We start from the raw sequence: 15956 nt of genomic DNA on the forward strand, positions 1-15956 counted from the left end.
CAGGCCCGCAGTTCCCCCACGACCTGTGGTCGTGCACCTCACCGAGCGGAGCGCTCACGCGCAGTACTGCGCTTCCTTGCCGATCGAGCGGTACATGCAGTCGGCGTTCTCCAGGAGCTGCAGCACCGCGTCCCGGTTGCGGGACGTCTCCCGGACGATGACCTCGTCGGGCGGGTAGAAGCCGCCGCCGGAGCTGGATGTCGGGTACATCTCGAAGGTGTACGAGAAGATCTTCTGGTTGCCCCACAGCCAGTCGTCGATCGAGCCGTCGGTGATGTAGAGGTCACTGGCCTGCTCGGCCGTGTAGCCGTTGCTGGCGGCCATCTTCCCGCCGACCGCGGCGAAGGCGTTGCGGTCGTCCAGCGTCATGCCGGTCGCGGTGTTGGCGGTCGTGTAGCCGTAGGGCCACAGCACCAGTTCGCTGTACGTGTGGAAGTCGATGGCCGCCTTGATCTGCTGGGCGCCGCCGACGACGCGGCTGCGGACGAAGTTGGCGACCACCTTGACCTCGGGGGCGGACTCGGGCGCCGTACCGCGGTAGGTGTCCGAGGACGTCGTCCCGGACGAGCCGCCACAGCAGGCCCACTGGTAGTTCCAGTTGCGGTTCAGGTCCGTACCGATGTACGACGAACCGGTGTTGGGCTGGCGGTTCTTGCGCCACGAGCGGTACGCGCCGGTCGCGATGTCGTACTCGCCGCCGTCCGGGTTGAGGTCCGGAATGATCCAGATCTCACGGGAGTTGACCATGCTCGCGACACGGGAGTCCGTGGCGTACTTGGAGGTCAGCTCCTTCAGCAGATAGAGCGCCATCTCGACCGTGAGGTGCTCGCGGGCGTGCTGGTGGTGGGTGAACAGCACCTCGGGCTCGGCCTCGTCCGTACCGACGTTGTCGCTGATCTTGAGGGCGACGATGTTCCGGCCCTGGTAGGAGGTTCCGATGACCCGCTGGCTCACCAGGCTCGGGTACTGCGAGATGACGGTGCTGATGTCGCTCGTCATCTCCGCGTAGTTGTGGTACGTCGAGTCGGCCGTGGGGAAGTCGAGGATCCCGACGTCGGCCGCGCTCGAACGGTCCGGTGCCGAGCCGAGCAGTGAGACCTCGTAGCCCTGCGAGCGCAGCTTCTTGATCTGGTCCGCGCGGCCCGAGACGACGACTGTCTCCGAGTCGGCCTCGTCCACGGTCACGCCGGCCTGCTGGAGCGCCGTACGGGACTTGGAGTCCGAGTGCATGTGCACCTCGTACTGGCGGACGGGGTCCGACTCGGCCGCGGGAGCCTTCGCCCCGTCGGCCGTGGCGTTGGTGGCCGTTGCCGTGAGGGGGGCCGCGAGCGCGAGCGCCAGCAGGGCGGCGAAGGCGGCGGTGCGGCGACGGCGTCTGCTTCCGGTGCTTCCGGCGCCGCTGCCGCGAATGCGAAGTCGCATGAAATCTCCTTGTTTCTCCGGGCGCTCCGGGATCTCCGGAACGAGAGGAGTGGAGCGGTGGGGGGTGGATCAGTGCGACGTGCTGGTGCGGGTGTGGCGCTCATCGTGGAGGTCTGGCATGGTCAGGTCAAGTATCCCCCAAGGGTTGGTGCCGGGAATCGGCCGAAAATCAGCCGGACAGGTGTACTCGGGGCGGTACGGGGCCTTGGCCATCGCCAAGGCCAGGCCCCGTTTGTGGGTGGTCAGCCGACCGTCAGCCACTTCGAGCGTCCCCGACCCCGACCCCCGACCCCGACCCCCGACCCCCCGACCCCCGGCCCACCGACCCCCCGACGGCAACGGCCAGGCGGCCGCAACAACGCCGAGGGCCGCACCCCCGTAGGAAGTGCGGCCCACTGGACGAAACGGAGGTCCTACGGCAGCGCGTGCACGTGCGGGCCCACCGAGTTGGACCAGGCGTTGCCCGCCGTGGCGTCCCAGTTCGTCGACCAGGTCATCGCGCCGCGCAGGTCCGGGTAGGTCCTGGACGGCTTGAAGGTGCCGCAGTTCGTGCCCTTGGTGAGGCAGTCGAGTGCGTTGTTGACGATGGTGGGGGAGACATAGCCGCTGCCCGCGCCGCTGGTGGAGGCGGGGAGGCCGAGGCCGACCTGGGACGGGGCGAGGCCGCCCTCCAGCTGGATGCAGGCGAGCGCGGTCAGGAAGTTCACCGAGCCCTGCGAGTACACCTGGCCGTCGCAGCCGAGCATCGAACCGCTGTTGTAGTACTGCATGTTGACGACGGTGAGGATGTCCTTGATGTTCAGCGCCGTCTGGAAGTAGGCGTTGGACGTGGACTGCATGTCGATCGTCTGCGGCGCCATCGTGATGATCAGCGACGGGCCCGCCTTGGTGGAGAGGGAGCGCAGTGCCTGCGTCATGTATGTCGCGTTGAGACCGTTCTCCAGGTCGATGTCGACGCCGTCGAAGCCGTACGTCGTCATCAGGGTGTAGACGGAGTCGGCGAAGTTCGTCGCGGACGTCGAGCTGTTCACCGCCACCGTGCCGGTCTCGCCGCCGATGGAGATGATGACCTTCTTGCCCGCGGCCTTCTTCGCCGCGATGTCCGCCTTGAACTGGTCGACGGTGTAGCCGCCGAGCCCGGCCGAGTCGAGGTTGAAGGTCACCGCGCCCGGCGTCGCCGTGGCGTCGGCGAAGGCGACCGCGATGATGTCGTACTGGGACTGGACGGCGGAGATCTTCTGAACCGTGGCGCCGTTGTTGAAGTTCTGCCAGTAGCCCGTCACGGCGTGCTTCGGCAGCGTGCCGCCGCCGCCCCCGCCGGACGCGGTCGTCGTGCCGGTGACCGTCGCCGACTTCGTGGACTCACCGGCCGAGTTCGTCGCACTGACCTGGAAGGTGTACGAGGTCGAGGCGGCCAGCGAGGAGACGGTCGCCGAGGTCCCCGTCACCGACTGGACCTTCGTGGCGCCCTGGTAGACGTTGTAGCCGGTCGCGCCCGACACCGTGTTCCAGGCGAGGGACACGGAGGACGAGGACGTGGAGGAGACGGCCAGACCGGCAGGGGCCGCCGGGATGGCCGGGACCGGGTCGCTGCCACCGCCGCCGTCGGGGCCGAACACCGAGAGGTCGTCGGCGTAGTAGGCGGCCTGCCCGTACCAGCCGTGCGTGTAGACCGTCACCGAGGTCGTCGAGGCGCCCGTGGTGAAGGTGGTCGTCAGCTGCTTCCAGGCGGCGGAGTCGGGTGTCCAGGCCGACACGTCCGTCGTACCGGTGCCGGTCACGCCGAGGTAGGAGTACCCGCCCTGCACCCATGCGCTCAGTGTGTACGTCGAGCTGGGCTTGACCGCGACGGCCTGCGTGCACCTGGCGTTGTCCTGCCCGGCCGGCGTGCCCTTCAGCGCGGCCGCGCCACCGTGCACCGGCGAGGTGACGGTCGAACCGCTGCCCGCCGAACACGTCCAGTTGGCCAGGCCGGACTCGTAGCCGGCGTTCTTGGCGTTGTTGATGTCCGCGGCCGAGGCGTCGGTGGCGAGGCCGGCGACGGTGAGGAAGGAAGCGGTGACGGCGGCGGCGAGGAGCCCCGCCCAGGTGCGTCTGCGTCCGGGCATGCCTGGTACGCGGTCCACTGGGACCTCCGGTGAGGGGGACGGGATGGGAGCAGTGCTGGGGAGCGGGTGTGGAACGGTGGCGACCGTTGCTGGGTACAAGGTGGTCCAGACCAATTGGGTTGTCAAGACCTCTGGCGGCTCTCGGACCGCTCAACGCCCTTGCTGGTGCGAGGAGTTGTGGCATATGCGGCTCACTCTCCGTTGATCATGCCCGCACCTTCGGTGAGTTGATCTCGCGAAGTCGGTGTTGAGGGGGGCATGGCGTGGATATGGTGCTGATGCAGAAGGGCGTCACGGTGGCGATCTATGGCCATATGTGACGGTCCATGGCGAAAAAGGGGCGATCTGGGGCGGTGGTTGACCACTCCGCCGCAGTGAAGGGCCCGCCGCAGCGAACGGGGTGTGTGCAGCGTGCCGACCGCGATAGCCGTCACCAGTCCCGATCTGGTGCTCCCACCGCACGACCGGCAGCCCCCAGCGAACGGGGTGTGTGCAGCATGCCGACCGCGATAGCCGTCACCAGTCCCGATCTGGTGCTCCCACCGCACGACCGGCAGACCCCACCCGCCGTCGTCCAGCCCCTCGACACCCTCGAAAACTCCCTCCTGGGAATGCACGCGCTCATCGAGCAGCACGGGTACGTCATCTCGCTCTACCCCGCCTCGGCCTCCGACGCCGTGACGCAACGGCTGCGCACCGTCCGCTCCGTCCTGGAGAGCGACCGCATCGCCCTGCTCGGCATCGACCTCCCGCCGCTCGGAGTGGCGCTGCTGGCCCAGCAGTTGAGGCAGCTATCGGTCTGCGACTTCAGTCCGGGCGTGCTCGCCTCCGCCGCCCGTCTGCTCGCCCACTACATCTACGCGGGCGCCTTGCTCGGCTCGGTCGCCAAGCTCGACCAGGTCCCGGTGTCCCTGAAGTCCCACGCCAAGTCGTGGGTGCCGGGCGCCCAGTTCGCCGTACTGGCCAATCCGCGGCCACAGCTCGTGCGCGTCGGCCAGGAGGAGCTCGCCGGGCCGGAGTTCGGCACCCGGCTGCTCGCCGCCGCAGGTCAGGCACCCTCCGACTGGGTCACCGCGACGCTCGCTCCCGCCTGGCGCGTGCAGGGCGTCGCGACCGTACCGCTGCCGGAGGCGTCCGCCCGCTGGTGGGGAACCGGAAAGCTCGTCGAGTTCGCCGCCGGGCTGTACGACGTGTCCGTGCTCTACCAGCTCGTGTCGTCCGTCCGGCGGGAGCAGTGCCACTGGTGCGGGCTCGAACTCATCGGTGACCGCTGCGGGTTCTGTGCGGCGCCACTGTCACCGGCGTCGGCACCACTGCCACCGGCATCGGCGTCACAGCCGTCGCCGTCCCGGCCCCAGTCGTCGTCACAACTGTCGCCGTCCGGGCCCCAGCCTTCGTCACAGTCGTCGCCGGCGCGGTCACTGTCCGCACCGTCATCGTCGACGGAGCTTCCGGCTGCCGCCGTACGGGCAGCCTCTGTACGCGCCCTGCCCCCGGGCGCCACATAAGCACAGCCGAGCAACAACAGGTACGACCGCTCGACCCCGCCGTCCCCGCTCCACGATCGAGGTTGTCCGGATCATGCTGCATCACCCTGGGGGACCACCCCCGGACCCCCGGCAGGAACAGCAGCTCGGCACGGTCCCCGGCACGACCCTACGAGGTGGGAATCAGTGAACTCACGCCAGCGCCGCGGCGTCATCCTGCTGGTCCTCTCGGCCCTGTGCGCCATGGGCGCCTTCGCCGGAGTGCTCTCGGTGATCCGCGACGTGAACTCCAAGGTCGGCCCGGAGGTGGCGGCGTACCGCCTGAAGGATGACATCGCGCCCTACAAGGAACTGTCGGCCGACCAGTTCGAGAAGGTCGAGATGCCCGAGCGGTGGCTGTCGTCCACGGCCGTCACCGACCTCTCCCAGATCCGCGGCAAGATCGCGGTCACCCAACTGGAGAAGGGCTCCCTGCTCCAGACCGACATGATCGTGGACCGGCCCGCGCTGGAGGCGGGCCAGCAGGAGATCGCGATCATGATCGACGCGTCGACGGGGGTCGCGGGCAAGATCAACCCGGGTTCCCGGGTCAACATCTACGCCACCTTCAAGGCCGAGGGTGACACCAGCGTCAACCAGTCCAAGGTCATCGTCGAGAACGCCCGTGTCATCGACGTCGGCAAGCTCACCGCACTCGACCCCGGCCAGTCCACCGCCGAGCGCAGCCAGACCGCCACCCAGGCCGTCCCCATCACCTTCGCGCTCGACACCGCGGACGCCCAACGCGTCGCGTTCGCCGAGTCGTTCGCCGAACACGTCCGGCTGGCCCTGGTGGCAGGCGGCTCGAACACCCCCGTCGCTCCCGGCGACCGCACGTACACCCTCGACGAGGACAAGTAGGAGGCCGGGCATGACGACCAGGAGGCCCGGCGCGATGAGCGTGATGAGTTCGCGGCTTGGCGTGATGAGTTCGCGGCCGGGAATGACGGGGGCGCGGCCCGGCATGACGAGCGCACGGTCCGGCGTGACGACCCACAGGCGGGTCCGATGACCATCCGTATCCTCCCGGCCGTCGGCGACATCGACTCGGCCCGCGCGCTCACCACACTGCTCAGCCAGCTCGCGGACGCCGAACCGGCCCCGCCGGTCCCCGACTCGACGGCGCTGCTCGACACCCTCGCGCGGCTCGCCGGTGAGTCGCTGGACGAGCTGCCCGAGGTCGTCCTCGTCCACGAGCGGATAGGCCCCGTCCCGGCGTTGGACCTGATCCGGGACCTCGTGATGCGCTTCCCGGCGGTCGGCGTGGTCCTCATCACCGCCGACACCGGCAACGGCGTACTCACCGCGGCCATGGACTCCGGCGCCCGCGGCATCGTCGGCCTGCCGCTGGGCTACGACTCCCTCGCGGAACGCGTCCAGGCCGCCGCAGCCTGGTCGCGCGGCATGCGCCGCCATCTGGTCAGCGGTACGCCGGAGTTGTACGCGGGACCCGGCGGCACCCTCGTCACGGTGACCGGCGCCAAGGGCGGCGTCGGCGCGACGGTGACGGCCGTACAGCTCGCCCTCGCCGCGCGGGCCTCGGGCCGTGACGTGGCCCTGGTCGACCTGGACCTCCAGTCCGGCGACGTGGCCTCCTACCTGGACGTCCAGTTCCGCAGGTCGGTCGCCGACCTCGCCGGGATCAGCGACATCAACCCCCGCGTACTCCAGGACGCCGTCTACACCCACGACAGCGGCCTCGGCCTGCTCCTCGCCCCCTCCGAGGGCGAACGCGGCGAAGAGGTCACCGACCGGGTGACCCGCCAGGTCCTCGGCACCCTGCGCTCCCGCAACGACGTCGTGATCGTCGACTGCGGTTCCCAGCTGAACTCCGCGACCGCCGCCGCCATCGAGATGGCGGACCACGCCCTGCTCCTGGTCACCCCCGACGTCATCGCCGTACGCGCCGCCAAACGCGTGATCCGCATGTGGGACCGCCTCCAGATCCGCAAGGCCGAGGAGACGACGACGGTCGTCAACCGTTTCGCCCGCGGTACGGAGATCCAGCCGTCCCTGGTCGAGAAAGTCACCGGCACGAAGGTCGCCCGCTCCGCGATACCCGCCGCCTTCAAGGAACTCCAGTCCGTCGTCGACGCGGGCCGGCTCCAGGACCTGGACGCCCGCTCCACGGTGAAGCAGGCGCTGTGGGCGCTCGCGGGTGAACTGGGACTGGTGATCGCGCAGGAGGGCGGAGGCGGCGGCAGGCGACGCAAGGCCCCGACCTCGGACCGGGGCGTGCTGGCACTGAGGCGAAAAGGCGGCGACCGAGGTGCCGTGACCCTCGAATTCGCCGGGATGTTCCCACTGCTGCTCGTCGTGATGACCATCCTCTGGCAGTGCGTGCTGTACGGCTACTCGTACTCGCTCGCCGGGAACGCGGCGGACGAGGCGGCTCGCGCGGCGACGGCGGCGTACGCGGTGAACGGCGATGTGGGCGGCGCGTGCCAGGCGGCGGGGAGCGAGCATCTGCCGGGGGCCTGGAGCGGCGCCGAGATCGGCTGCACCCCGGCCGGCTCGCTGATGACGGCCAGCGTCAGCGTCGAAGTGCCGCTGTTCTTCCCCGGGTTCGACGCCGGGTGGACCGTGAACGGTGAAGCGGGCGCGGCCTTGGAGGGCGATGGCGGATGAGGCTTCCTACGAGGCTCAGGGGCCTGAGGCATCGACTCCGCGAAGACCGAGGTGTCTCCATCCTGGAGTTCGCCGGCTTCCTGCCCATCCTGCTCGTCGTCGGGATGGCCGCCATCCAGCTGGGCCTGATCGGATACGGCATCAACCAGGCCGGCACCGGGGCGCGAGCCGCGGCACGGGTCGCCTCGCAGGGAGGGGATGGCAACGCGGCCGGACAGGCCGCTGTGAGCGGGTGGCTGGACCCGGCGGTCTCGGCCCCCGAGGGCCCCGACCTCACCACCGCCACCGTCACCGTCCAAGTCCCCGCAGTCATCCCGCTCTTCGACGACGTGACCGTGGTACGCCACGCCACCATGCCCACCGACGACTGACCGCCCGTACGAGAGGAGCCGAATCCATGAGCCTGCGTTCCCGCATCGCCGCCCCCGACGAGGGGGGACCCGCCCGTGAGGACGGACACCTCGTCGCCCTGTACCGCACCAAACTGCTCGAAGAGATCGACCTCGCCGAGATGTCGAGCCTGACGGCGGCCGAACGCCGGCTGCGCCTGGAACGCGTACTCGGCCACATCATCAGCCGAGAGGGCCCGGTCCTCTCCTCCGCGGAACGCTCCCAGCTGATCCGCCGAGTCGTCGACGAGGCCCTCGGACTCGGCGTCCTGGAGCCACTGCTCGCCGACGCGTCGATCACCGAGATCATGGTCAACGGCCCGGACTCGATCTTCGTGGAGCGCGCGGGACGAGTGGAGCAGCTTCCCCTCCGCTTCGCCTCGAACGAGCAGTTGATGCAGACGATCGAACGCATCGTCTCCACCGTCAACAGGCGGGTCGACGAGTCGAACCCCATGGTCGACGCCCGCCTCCCCACCGGTGAGCGCGTCAACGTCATCATCCCGCCGCTCGCGCTCACCGGCCCGACCCTCACGATCCGCCGCTTCCCCCGCGCGTACACCCTCCCGGAGCTGATCGGCCTCGGCACCCTCGACGAGCAGATGCTGATGCTCCTCGCGGCGTTCGTCCGGGCCCGCTTCAACGTCATCGTCAGCGGCGGCACGGGCAGCGGGAAGACGACCCTGCTGAACGCCCTCTCGGGGCTCATCCCGTCCCACGAACGCATCATCACCATCGAGGACTCGGCGGAACTCCAGCTCCAGCAGGAGCACGTGATCCGCCTCGAATCCCGTCCCCCGAACGTCGAGGGCAAGGGCCAGATCACCATCCGGGACCTGGTCCGCAACTCGCTCCGGATGCGCCCCGACCGCATCATCGTCGGTGAGGTCCGCGGCGGCGAGACACTCGACATGCTCCAGGCGATGTCGACGGGCCACGACGGCTCCCTCGCCACGGTCCACGCCAACTCCGCCGAGGACGCGCTGATGCGCCTGCAGACCCTCGGTTCGATGTCCGAGGTCCAGATCCCCTTCGAGGCGCTGAAGGACCAGATCAACTCGGCCGTGGAGGTCGTCGTCCAGCTCTCCCGGCACGCCGACGGCTCCCGCAAGGTCACGGAGATCGCGCTGCTCGTCTCGCACGGCCGCGAACAGTTCCGTATCGCGCCCGTCACCCGTTTCGTACCCCGCCCCGTGGGCCCCGACCGGGTCGTGCGCGGCTACTTCGAGCACCTCCCGCTCCCGCGCGCGGTCGCGGAGAAGCTGTACGTCGCGGGCGAACCGCTCCCGCCTGCCTTCGGCGTGACCGAGGCCCCCGTCGACGTACTGAACACAAGGCAGGCCATCGGATGACCGCCGGGCCGGAGATCCGGATGACCGCCGGGCCGGAGAGCCGGATGACCCCCGGGCCGGAAAGCCGGACGATCCCCGGGTTGGAGATCCGGATGACCGCCGGGCCGGAGATCCGGATGACCCCCGGGCCGGAAAGCCAGACGACCCTTACGCCTGGGAGGTGTGAGCCATGAACAACCCCGCCCTGCTCGCCCTCGGCGCGACGGTCCTGTGCGGCACACTCGCCGTCGCGGGCGTCCACGCGTACGCCTCCGGACGGGCCCAGCGCCAGGCACTGGTCGACCGCCTCTCCGGCACCGGCACCGGCGCCCTGCGCACCGCGGCCGGCCGCGTACGCCGCTTCGCCGGCATCGACCGGCGGCTGCGCCGCACCCGCGTCGGCCGCACCATCCACCTACGGCTGTCGGCGACAGGACTCGACGTGACGGCGGGGGAGTTCTTCACCTACGTCACCGCCGTGGTCGTGGCGCTCTGGCTGATCGCGGCGGCGGCGCTGGCCCCCTTCTTCGGTCCGATCGCCGCCCTCATGGGCGCCTGGGGCGCGGCTGTCTTCCTCAACTGGCAGCGGCAGAAACGCATCGAGGCCTTCATCAGTCAACTCCCCGACGTGGCACGCCTGCTGGCCAACGCGACGGCGGCGGGACTCGCGCTGCGGACCGCTCTCGCGATGGCGGCGGAGGAGCTGGAGGCCCCGGCGGGCGAGGAACTCGCGCATGTGGCCGACCAGTTGACGATGGGCCGGACGGTCGAGGACGCCCTCGCGGAACTCTCCGAACGCCTCCCGTCCCGCGAACTGATCGTCCTGGTCACGACTCTGGTGCTCGCCAACAAGGCAGGCGGATCGGTCGTCAGCTCGCTGCGCAACCTCACCCAGACTTTGGAGGACCGCAAGGAGACCCGCCGCGAGGTCCGCACGATGCTCTCCGAGGTCAACGCCACCGCGTTCACGGTCCCGTTCCTGGGCATCGGCTCACTCGTGCTGATCAACTCCTCGAACGAAGGAGCGCTGGCCCGGGTCACCGGCTCCCCGCTCGGCCAGGGCCTGGTCCTCCTCTCCCTGGGCCTCTACACCGTCGGCTTCTTCGTCATCCGCCGCCTCGGCAAGATCGACGTATGAGGGAGGGATGACCTTGCTGCCCCTGCTGCTTGCGCTCCTCATGGCCGCCTCGATCGCGGGCGTACTGCTGGGCATCCGCATGATCCGGGCCGACGCCAAACTGCCCTCCGACCTCCAACTCGCCCTGGAGGTCGGCGGAACCCGCGTCTCCAAGGCCGACTCGGCCGTCGACCGTCTCGGCATGCGCTTCGCGCCCACGGTCCTTCGTCTGATGGGCCACCGCCGCGTCGACGCCAAACGCCGCCGCATCGACATGGCGGGCAACCCCGGCGGCCTGACCCTCAACCGCTACGCGGCCCGCCGGGCGGTGTACGGCGTCTTCGGCGTCGTACTCGGCCTCGTCTTCCTCTCCAACGGGCAACTCCTCTTCGCCGCCCTGACCCTGGCCTTCGGCCTGGTCGCCGCCGACGCCCTGATCTGGCAGGCCGTCCGCGAACGCAAGGAGGTCATCGACCGCACCCTCCCCGACTTCCTCGACGTCCTCGCGGTCGTCGTCTCGGCGGGCCTCGGCTTCCGCCAGGCCCTGGACCGGGTCGCCGAGAAGTACGAGGGCCCCTGGGCGGACGAGCTGCGCATCACGCTCCGCCAGATGGACGTGGGCGTCAGCCGCCGCCAGGCCTTCGACGAACTCCGCAAACGCAACTCCTCGGAGCAGGTCGCCCAGTTCGTCTCGGCGCTGCAGCAGGGTGAGGAACTCGGCTCCCCGATCGCCGACACCCTCATCCAGCTCGCCAACGACATGCGCCGCACCGACGCCCAGAACGCCCGCCGCCGCGCCGCGAAAACCATCCCCAAGGCGACGATGGTCACCCTCGTCTTCATGCTCCCGGCGACCATGATCCTGATCGCCACCGGCATGTTCCTCGGCTCGGGCACCGACTTCGGCTCGATCCTGGGCCGCTGATGACCACCCGCCGACCAACTTCGCTGTGGGCAATCGTGCCGCTGGGGCGGCGCCCGTCCCAAAGCGGGCGGCACCTCGCAAGCGCCGAGCAGCGCACCCACCCCTACGGCACCCCGAACGCCGGGCACGACGTGGAGGAGGCGAGCACCAGCACAGGTCGGCCCCCCGACGCCGAGCACCCGGCAGTCGGCGCAGCCTGGCCCAACGGCGACGCCGGTTACCTGGCAGACGACGCCCCGCCCCCGGGAAGCATCCGCCTCCAGCTCAACGCCCTACAGGCCCTATGCCGCCAGGCCTTCGCCGTACGCCTCGCAGCGATCGCGATCGGCGCCCCCGTCGCGATGGCCAACGCGACGGACGGCCCACCCCGCTACGCCGTTCTCGCCGCTGCCGTCCTCGGCGTCATGGGGTCGTACGCCATGCTCCGCGACTGGGACCGCTTCGGCCCCCGTCTCCTGGCCCACCCCACCCTCATGGCCGTGGACCTCAGCTTCGGCGCGATCCTGCTTCTGACCGCGTCCCCGGCCTCCCCCCTCGCCTACGCGACGGTCTGCACTCCGCTCCTGGCAGGCCTCCTGTACGGCTGGCGCGGCTCGGGCGTCTTCACCGGCCTGCAGCTGATCGTCCTGCTCACCGTGTACCGAGCCTGGGCACACCACCCGGGAACAGGCGCCAACACCCTCCTCATCGCGGGCTTCTGCGTCGGCGCCGGGATCATCGGCGTCACCCTGCGCAACCTGATGTTCCGCTTCGGCGCGGCCAGCGAGGCACTGTCCGAGGTGACCTCCCGGCTGGCCGTGGCGGAAGCCGTGGAGTCCGAACGAGCCCGGCTGGCCCGGGAGATGCACGACTCGGTCGCGAAGACCCTCCACGGTCTGGCGTTGGCGGCGGAGGCGCTGGCGGCGTCGGCCGGCGCTTCGGGCACCTCTGGCACCTCTGGCACGTCTCGCACCTCGGGCCCTTCGGATCCGAAGACGCTCAGCGCACTCGACGCACTCCACGCGCTCAAGGACCAGGCGGCGACGGTGGCGGGCGCGGCGCGAAGAGCCGCGGCGGAGTCACGCGCGCTCCTCTCGGACCTGCGCCACCACACGGACCTCGTCTCCGAACTCACTCTCCGCACGGCGGACTTCGAGTCGCACACACAGATCAGAACGTTCCTGAACCACAAGGGCGGCCGATGCCCGTCCCTCCCCGACACCACGGCCCACCACGTCCTGGCGATCGTCTCCGAGGCACTGGAGAACGCCCACCGTCACGCGGACGCGAAGCAGGTCACGATCGAACTGGAAGCCTCCGACACCGCCCTCACGGTCCGAATACAGGACGACGGACGGGGCCTGCCCGCCGCCACCACGCTCCAAGACGCAACGAAAACCGGCCACTTCGGCCTACTGGGTATGACGGAACGGGCCGCCACCCTCAACGCCCGCATTCACCTGGGCCCATCCCCACAGGGCGGCACGGAGGTAGCCGTAACGCTCCCAGTCACCCACCCCGCTCCGCCCGGCGCACCTCGCCCCACCCAACAGGAGGCCGAACATGCCTGACCAGGCACTTCCCGGCCCGCCGCCCCTGCGCGTACTCGTGGCCGACGACAACCCGGTCGTCCGGGCCGGCCTCACCGCGCTGCTCGGCGGCCACCCGGACATCGAGGTCGTGGCGGCGGCGGCCGACGGCGAAGAGGCCCTCGCGCTTGCCGCCCGCCTCACCCCGGACGTCGTACTCCTCGACGTCCGCATGCCCGGCACCGACGGTCTGACCGCCCTGCCCGGTCTGGCCCGCCTCGCCCCGGTGATGATGCTGACGTACAGCCGCGAACCCGAGGTCGTGGCCGAGGCCCTGCGCCGCGGCGCGACCGGCTACCTCGTCCACGGCGAGTTCACGGCCGCCGAACTGACCACAGCCGTACGGAACTTGCGGCACGCCACACCGACGTTCACGAAATCACTCGGTGTTTCCTACGAACCGAACAAAAACTCTTCGCATATGCAACCAACTGTGTCACAGTCGTCAAAGGTTCGGCTCACATATGCGGCGGCCCTTCACCGTCGCACCCCCAACCAATCCGACTTCGGCCTGAGTTCCCGGGAGGTGGAGGTAATGGATCTCATCGCATCCGGCATGAGCAACCGCCAGATCGCCGCCACCTGCTTCATCAGTGAGAAGACCGTCAAGAACCACATCAACCGCATCTTCGCAAAGCTGCACAGTTCTTCGCGCAGCGAAGCGATCGCCCACTGGCTGGGCACCGCACGCGAGGGGTGGACCCGGTGACCCCATCACGGACGCCGATACACGGAAGTTGGGCCCATGGACCCACTCGCCGTAGACCCGTTCTCACGTACGGTGCTCGGGTTGGTATTGATGGCGTCGGCTGGGAAGGCAGAGACGATGAGCAGGTTCGAGGCGTGGACGCGGACCGTTGCCTCCCGGATGCGGGGCGAGGCGCGGGACGCGGGGGCGGGGTTCGTGGAGTATGCGGGGCTGATGATCATTATTGCGGGGATTTTCACGCTCATCGACAGCTTGGGGCTGGACAACATGATATCGACCGCGATCTTCAATGCGGTCTCGGACGTCGTCGGCGGCTGACCTCCGTAAACCTGAGCAGCGACAGAGGGCAGACTCTCCCGATCTACATCTGGCTGACCACGATCCTGCTGTTCGCTGCGTTCGCCTTCTTCGCGTTTGCCCAAGCAGCGTCCGCCCGCAATGGAGCTCAATCCGCGGCGGACGCTGCGGCGTTGGCGGCCGCGCAGGCCGCACGGGACGAGATACTCGACGAACTGGGCGGCGCCATCGGCCAGGAGGACAACTGGCTGGACTGGTTGGACGGCGACATCGACCCCACGGGTGCGGGAGCGGCCGCCGCGGCCCAGCAGTTGGCCGCCGAGAACGACTCGACCCTTCAGGGGATCCAGTTCGTCACGACGAACGGCCTTCCCAGGTTCGAGGCCGACATCCAGACCAACTACACGGTCGGTGATTCGATCATTCCCGGTACGGAGGGCATGCAGGCCGGCGCCCACGCTGTTGCCGTCATCCAGCCGCGGTGCGATTTCGATCTGGACGCGGATCCCGAGAATCCCGTCGAACTGGACTGCGACGGAGAGATCGTGGACATCGATCCAGGAGATTTCGATCCGATCGACCTTCCGGACGCGTCCGTGCTGTTCTCTGTGTATCTGGCCGAGTGAGAGGAAGTCGTACCGATGGGCATTCGGCAGACCATGAAGGGCCGCAGGGCGCTGAGCGCGGTGGCGATCACGGCTGGGCTGCTCCTCACGGTGGCCGGCTGCGGTGGGGGAGACGACGGGGACTCCGACAAGGGAGCCCCGACCCCCTCGACTTCCGCGACGAGCGGCAGCAGCGACGGCGGCAACGCGGAATCGAAGACGCCGGAGCCCGAGACGGTGCTTGCAGAAGTCAAGGGTGAGAACGGTCTGGTATTGGCGATCACGTCCGCCCAGCGCGACGAGGGCGGGTTCGTGACTGTCGAGGGGACGGTCACGAACAACACGGGCGACGGCTGGATTGCAGGGACCTGGCGTGGTGACGAGAGCGAGTTGGCGAAGAACGGCGCCTCCATGGCGGGCGCCAGCCTGATCGACCAGAAGGGCAAGAAGAAGTACCTCGTCCTCCGGGACACCTCGGGACGATGCCTGTGCACGCAGTTCAGTGGCGGCCTCACCCAGGGAGCGACCACTCAATGGTTCGCTCAGTTCCCCGCCCCACCCGCCGACACCACTGCGGTCGACTTCCTGGTCGGCGCCATGCCCCCCGCCTCCATCGAACTCACCGAGGGCGAGTAACCCATGGCCCGCCCTCAGCGCACCGCCATCACCCTCACCGCCCTGGCCGTTCTGATCACGCTCAGCCTCCCAGCCGCCCCGGCGCTTGCCGCCGATGACCCGAGCGCCCCCCCGGGCAGCGTCACCACCCCCTCACCCCCCGAGGTGGACGCCAACAGCCCAGGCCTGAAGCTCTCCGACGGTGCAACCCTCGCCCCCGCCAAAGTCCTCGACATCAAGTCAGTAGTAGAAGACCTGGGCGGCGAGGAGCGCCGCGAGGACACGAACTCGGACGTGACCTTCGCGCTGCAGGCCGAAGTGCTGTTCCCCAAGGACAGCTCGAAACTGAACCCCGAGGCCCGTTCCCGTATCCAGGCGATCGCGGACGAAATCAAGGCCCAGAACGCGACGACCGTCCGGGTCTTCGGTTTCACCGACAACCTCGGCTCGTACGCCCACGGCCTCACCCTCTCCAAGAACCGCGCCGAAGTGGTCCACGACCAACTGGCCTCCTACCTCGGCTCGATGGACGTGACCTTCGAGGTACGCGGCTACAGCGAGGACTACCCGATCGCGGACAACACCTCGGAAGAGGGCCGCAGGAAGAACCGCCGCGTCGAGGTGACGTTCCCGCGGGTCGCGGAGACCGAAACCGGCCCAGGACAGAGCTGACGCTGCGGTTCCGCGCCGTCCATGCAGTCGTTCCATCCCAAGCC

The 15956-nt window shown here is 69.3% G+C and carries 15 protein-coding genes; 13 read left to right on the top strand and 2 right to left on the bottom strand.

Annotated elements, in window-relative coordinates:
* Positions 1-54: 54 nt before the first annotated feature.
* Together ACFYPC_RS01400 and ACFYPC_RS01405 are read right to left on the bottom strand one after the other, a co-directional pair.
* Positions 55-1422 (bottom strand): M14 family metallopeptidase, encoded by a 1368-nt coding sequence (locus ACFYPC_RS01400; RefSeq protein ID WP_388668844.1) that lies wholly within the window; start codon positions 1420-1422, stop codon positions 55-57.
* A 413-nt stretch (positions 1423-1835) separates the two neighbouring features.
* Complete coding sequence (locus tag ACFYPC_RS01405; protein ID WP_388668847.1) at positions 1836-3530, bottom strand: chitinase; 1695 nt, start codon at positions 3528-3530, stop codon at positions 1836-1838.
* Between the two features lie 497 nt (positions 3531-4027).
* Here ACFYPC_RS01405 and ACFYPC_RS01410 point away from each other — a divergent pair, with 497 nt between their 5' ends.
* The 13 genes from ACFYPC_RS01410 (at position 4028) to ACFYPC_RS01470 (ending at position 15912) form a co-directional block, all read left to right on the top strand.
* Positions 4028-5038: a hypothetical protein gene (locus tag ACFYPC_RS01410; RefSeq protein ID WP_388668851.1), complete on the top strand. Its 1011-nt coding sequence runs from the start codon at positions 4028-4030 to the stop codon at positions 5036-5038.
* Between the two features lie 165 nt (positions 5039-5203).
* Positions 5204-5917: a Flp pilus assembly protein CpaB gene (gene cpaB / locus ACFYPC_RS01415; protein ID WP_388668854.1), complete on the top strand. Its 714-nt coding sequence runs from the start codon at positions 5204-5206 to the stop codon at positions 5915-5917.
* A 147-nt stretch (positions 5918-6064) separates the two neighbouring features.
* On the top strand, positions 6065-7684 hold the full coding sequence (locus ACFYPC_RS01420; protein ID WP_388668857.1) for a CpaE family protein: 1620 nt from the start codon (positions 6065-6067) through the stop codon (positions 7682-7684).
* A complete protein-coding gene (locus ACFYPC_RS01425; RefSeq protein WP_388668860.1) occupies positions 7681-8055 on the top strand; it encodes a TadE/TadG family type IV pilus assembly protein in 375 nt (124 codons plus the stop codon). The genes ACFYPC_RS01420 and ACFYPC_RS01425 overlap by 4 nt, the downstream gene beginning before the upstream one ends.
* 26 nt (positions 8056-8081) lie before the next feature.
* Positions 8082-9425 (top strand): CpaF family protein, encoded by a 1344-nt coding sequence (locus ACFYPC_RS01430; RefSeq protein WP_388668863.1) that lies wholly within the window; start codon positions 8082-8084, stop codon positions 9423-9425.
* Positions 9426-9594: 169 nt separating this feature from the next.
* Positions 9595-10542 (top strand): type II secretion system F family protein, encoded by a 948-nt coding sequence (locus ACFYPC_RS01435; protein WP_388668866.1) that lies wholly within the window; start codon positions 9595-9597, stop codon positions 10540-10542.
* Between the two features lie 7 nt (positions 10543-10549).
* Positions 10550-11446: a DUF5936 domain-containing protein gene (locus tag ACFYPC_RS01440; RefSeq protein WP_388668869.1), complete on the top strand. Its 897-nt coding sequence runs from the start codon at positions 10550-10552 to the stop codon at positions 11444-11446.
* Positions 11446-12996, top strand: a complete 1551-nt coding sequence (locus ACFYPC_RS01445) for a sensor histidine kinase (protein ID WP_388668872.1) — start codon at positions 11446-11448, stop codon at positions 12994-12996. The genes ACFYPC_RS01440 and ACFYPC_RS01445 overlap by 1 nt, the downstream gene beginning before the upstream one ends.
* Complete coding sequence (locus ACFYPC_RS01450) at positions 12989-13723, top strand: response regulator (RefSeq protein WP_388668875.1); 735 nt, start codon at positions 12989-12991, stop codon at positions 13721-13723. The genes ACFYPC_RS01445 and ACFYPC_RS01450 overlap by 8 nt, the downstream gene beginning before the upstream one ends.
* A 117-nt stretch (positions 13724-13840) precedes the next feature.
* Positions 13841-14041 carry a hypothetical protein gene (locus ACFYPC_RS01455; RefSeq protein ID WP_388669994.1) on the top strand — a complete coding sequence of 67 codons (201 nt, stop codon included), beginning with the start codon at positions 13841-13843 and terminating at the stop codon, positions 14039-14041.
* Between the two features lie 11 nt (positions 14042-14052).
* Positions 14053-14646 (top strand): pilus assembly protein TadG-related protein, encoded by a 594-nt coding sequence (locus ACFYPC_RS01460; RefSeq protein ID WP_388669997.1) that lies wholly within the window; start codon positions 14053-14055, stop codon positions 14644-14646.
* A gap of 15 nt (positions 14647-14661) precedes the next feature.
* A complete protein-coding gene (locus tag ACFYPC_RS01465; protein ID WP_388668878.1) occupies positions 14662-15261 on the top strand; it encodes a hypothetical protein in 600 nt (199 codons plus the stop codon).
* Positions 15262-15264: 3 nt separating this feature from the next.
* A complete protein-coding gene (locus ACFYPC_RS01470; RefSeq protein ID WP_388668881.1) occupies positions 15265-15912 on the top strand; it encodes an OmpA family protein in 648 nt (215 codons plus the stop codon).
* Positions 15913-15956 lie beyond the last annotated feature (44 nt).

This window comes from Streptomyces sp. NPDC005808 (assembly GCF_042871385.1).
Taxonomy (GTDB): domain Bacteria; phylum Actinomycetota; class Actinomycetes; order Streptomycetales; family Streptomycetaceae; genus Streptomyces.

Excerpts from the sequence above, each read along its gene's own strand:
- ACFYPC_RS01400 (WP_388668844.1), bottom strand. The coding sequence starts at position 1,422 with ATGCGACTTCGCATTCGCGGCAGCGGCGCCGGAAGCACCGGAAGCAGA.
- ACFYPC_RS01405 (WP_388668847.1), bottom strand. The coding sequence starts at position 3,530 with ATGCCCGGACGCAGACGCACCTGGGCGGGGCTCCTCGCCGCCGCCGTC.
- ACFYPC_RS01410 (WP_388668851.1), top strand. The coding sequence starts at position 4,028 with ATGCCGACCGCGATAGCCGTCACCAGTCCCGATCTGGTGCTCCCACCG.
- ACFYPC_RS01420 (WP_388668857.1), top strand. The coding sequence starts at position 6,065 with ATGACCATCCGTATCCTCCCGGCCGTCGGCGACATCGACTCGGCCCGC.
- ACFYPC_RS01425 (WP_388668860.1), top strand. The coding sequence starts at position 7,681 with ATGAGGCTTCCTACGAGGCTCAGGGGCCTGAGGCATCGACTCCGCGAA.
- ACFYPC_RS01430 (WP_388668863.1), top strand. The coding sequence starts at position 8,082 with ATGAGCCTGCGTTCCCGCATCGCCGCCCCCGACGAGGGGGGACCCGCC.
- ACFYPC_RS01435 (WP_388668866.1), top strand. The coding sequence starts at position 9,595 with ATGAACAACCCCGCCCTGCTCGCCCTCGGCGCGACGGTCCTGTGCGGC.
- ACFYPC_RS01440 (WP_388668869.1), top strand. The coding sequence starts at position 10,550 with ATGACCTTGCTGCCCCTGCTGCTTGCGCTCCTCATGGCCGCCTCGATC.
- ACFYPC_RS01445 (WP_388668872.1), top strand. The coding sequence starts at position 11,446 with ATGACCACCCGCCGACCAACTTCGCTGTGGGCAATCGTGCCGCTGGGG.
- ACFYPC_RS01450 (WP_388668875.1), top strand. The coding sequence starts at position 12,989 with ATGCCTGACCAGGCACTTCCCGGCCCGCCGCCCCTGCGCGTACTCGTG.
- ACFYPC_RS01455 (WP_388669994.1), top strand. The coding sequence starts at position 13,841 with ATGAGCAGGTTCGAGGCGTGGACGCGGACCGTTGCCTCCCGGATGCGG.
- ACFYPC_RS01465 (WP_388668878.1), top strand. The coding sequence starts at position 14,662 with ATGGGCATTCGGCAGACCATGAAGGGCCGCAGGGCGCTGAGCGCGGTG.
- ACFYPC_RS01470 (WP_388668881.1), top strand. The coding sequence starts at position 15,265 with ATGGCCCGCCCTCAGCGCACCGCCATCACCCTCACCGCCCTGGCCGTT.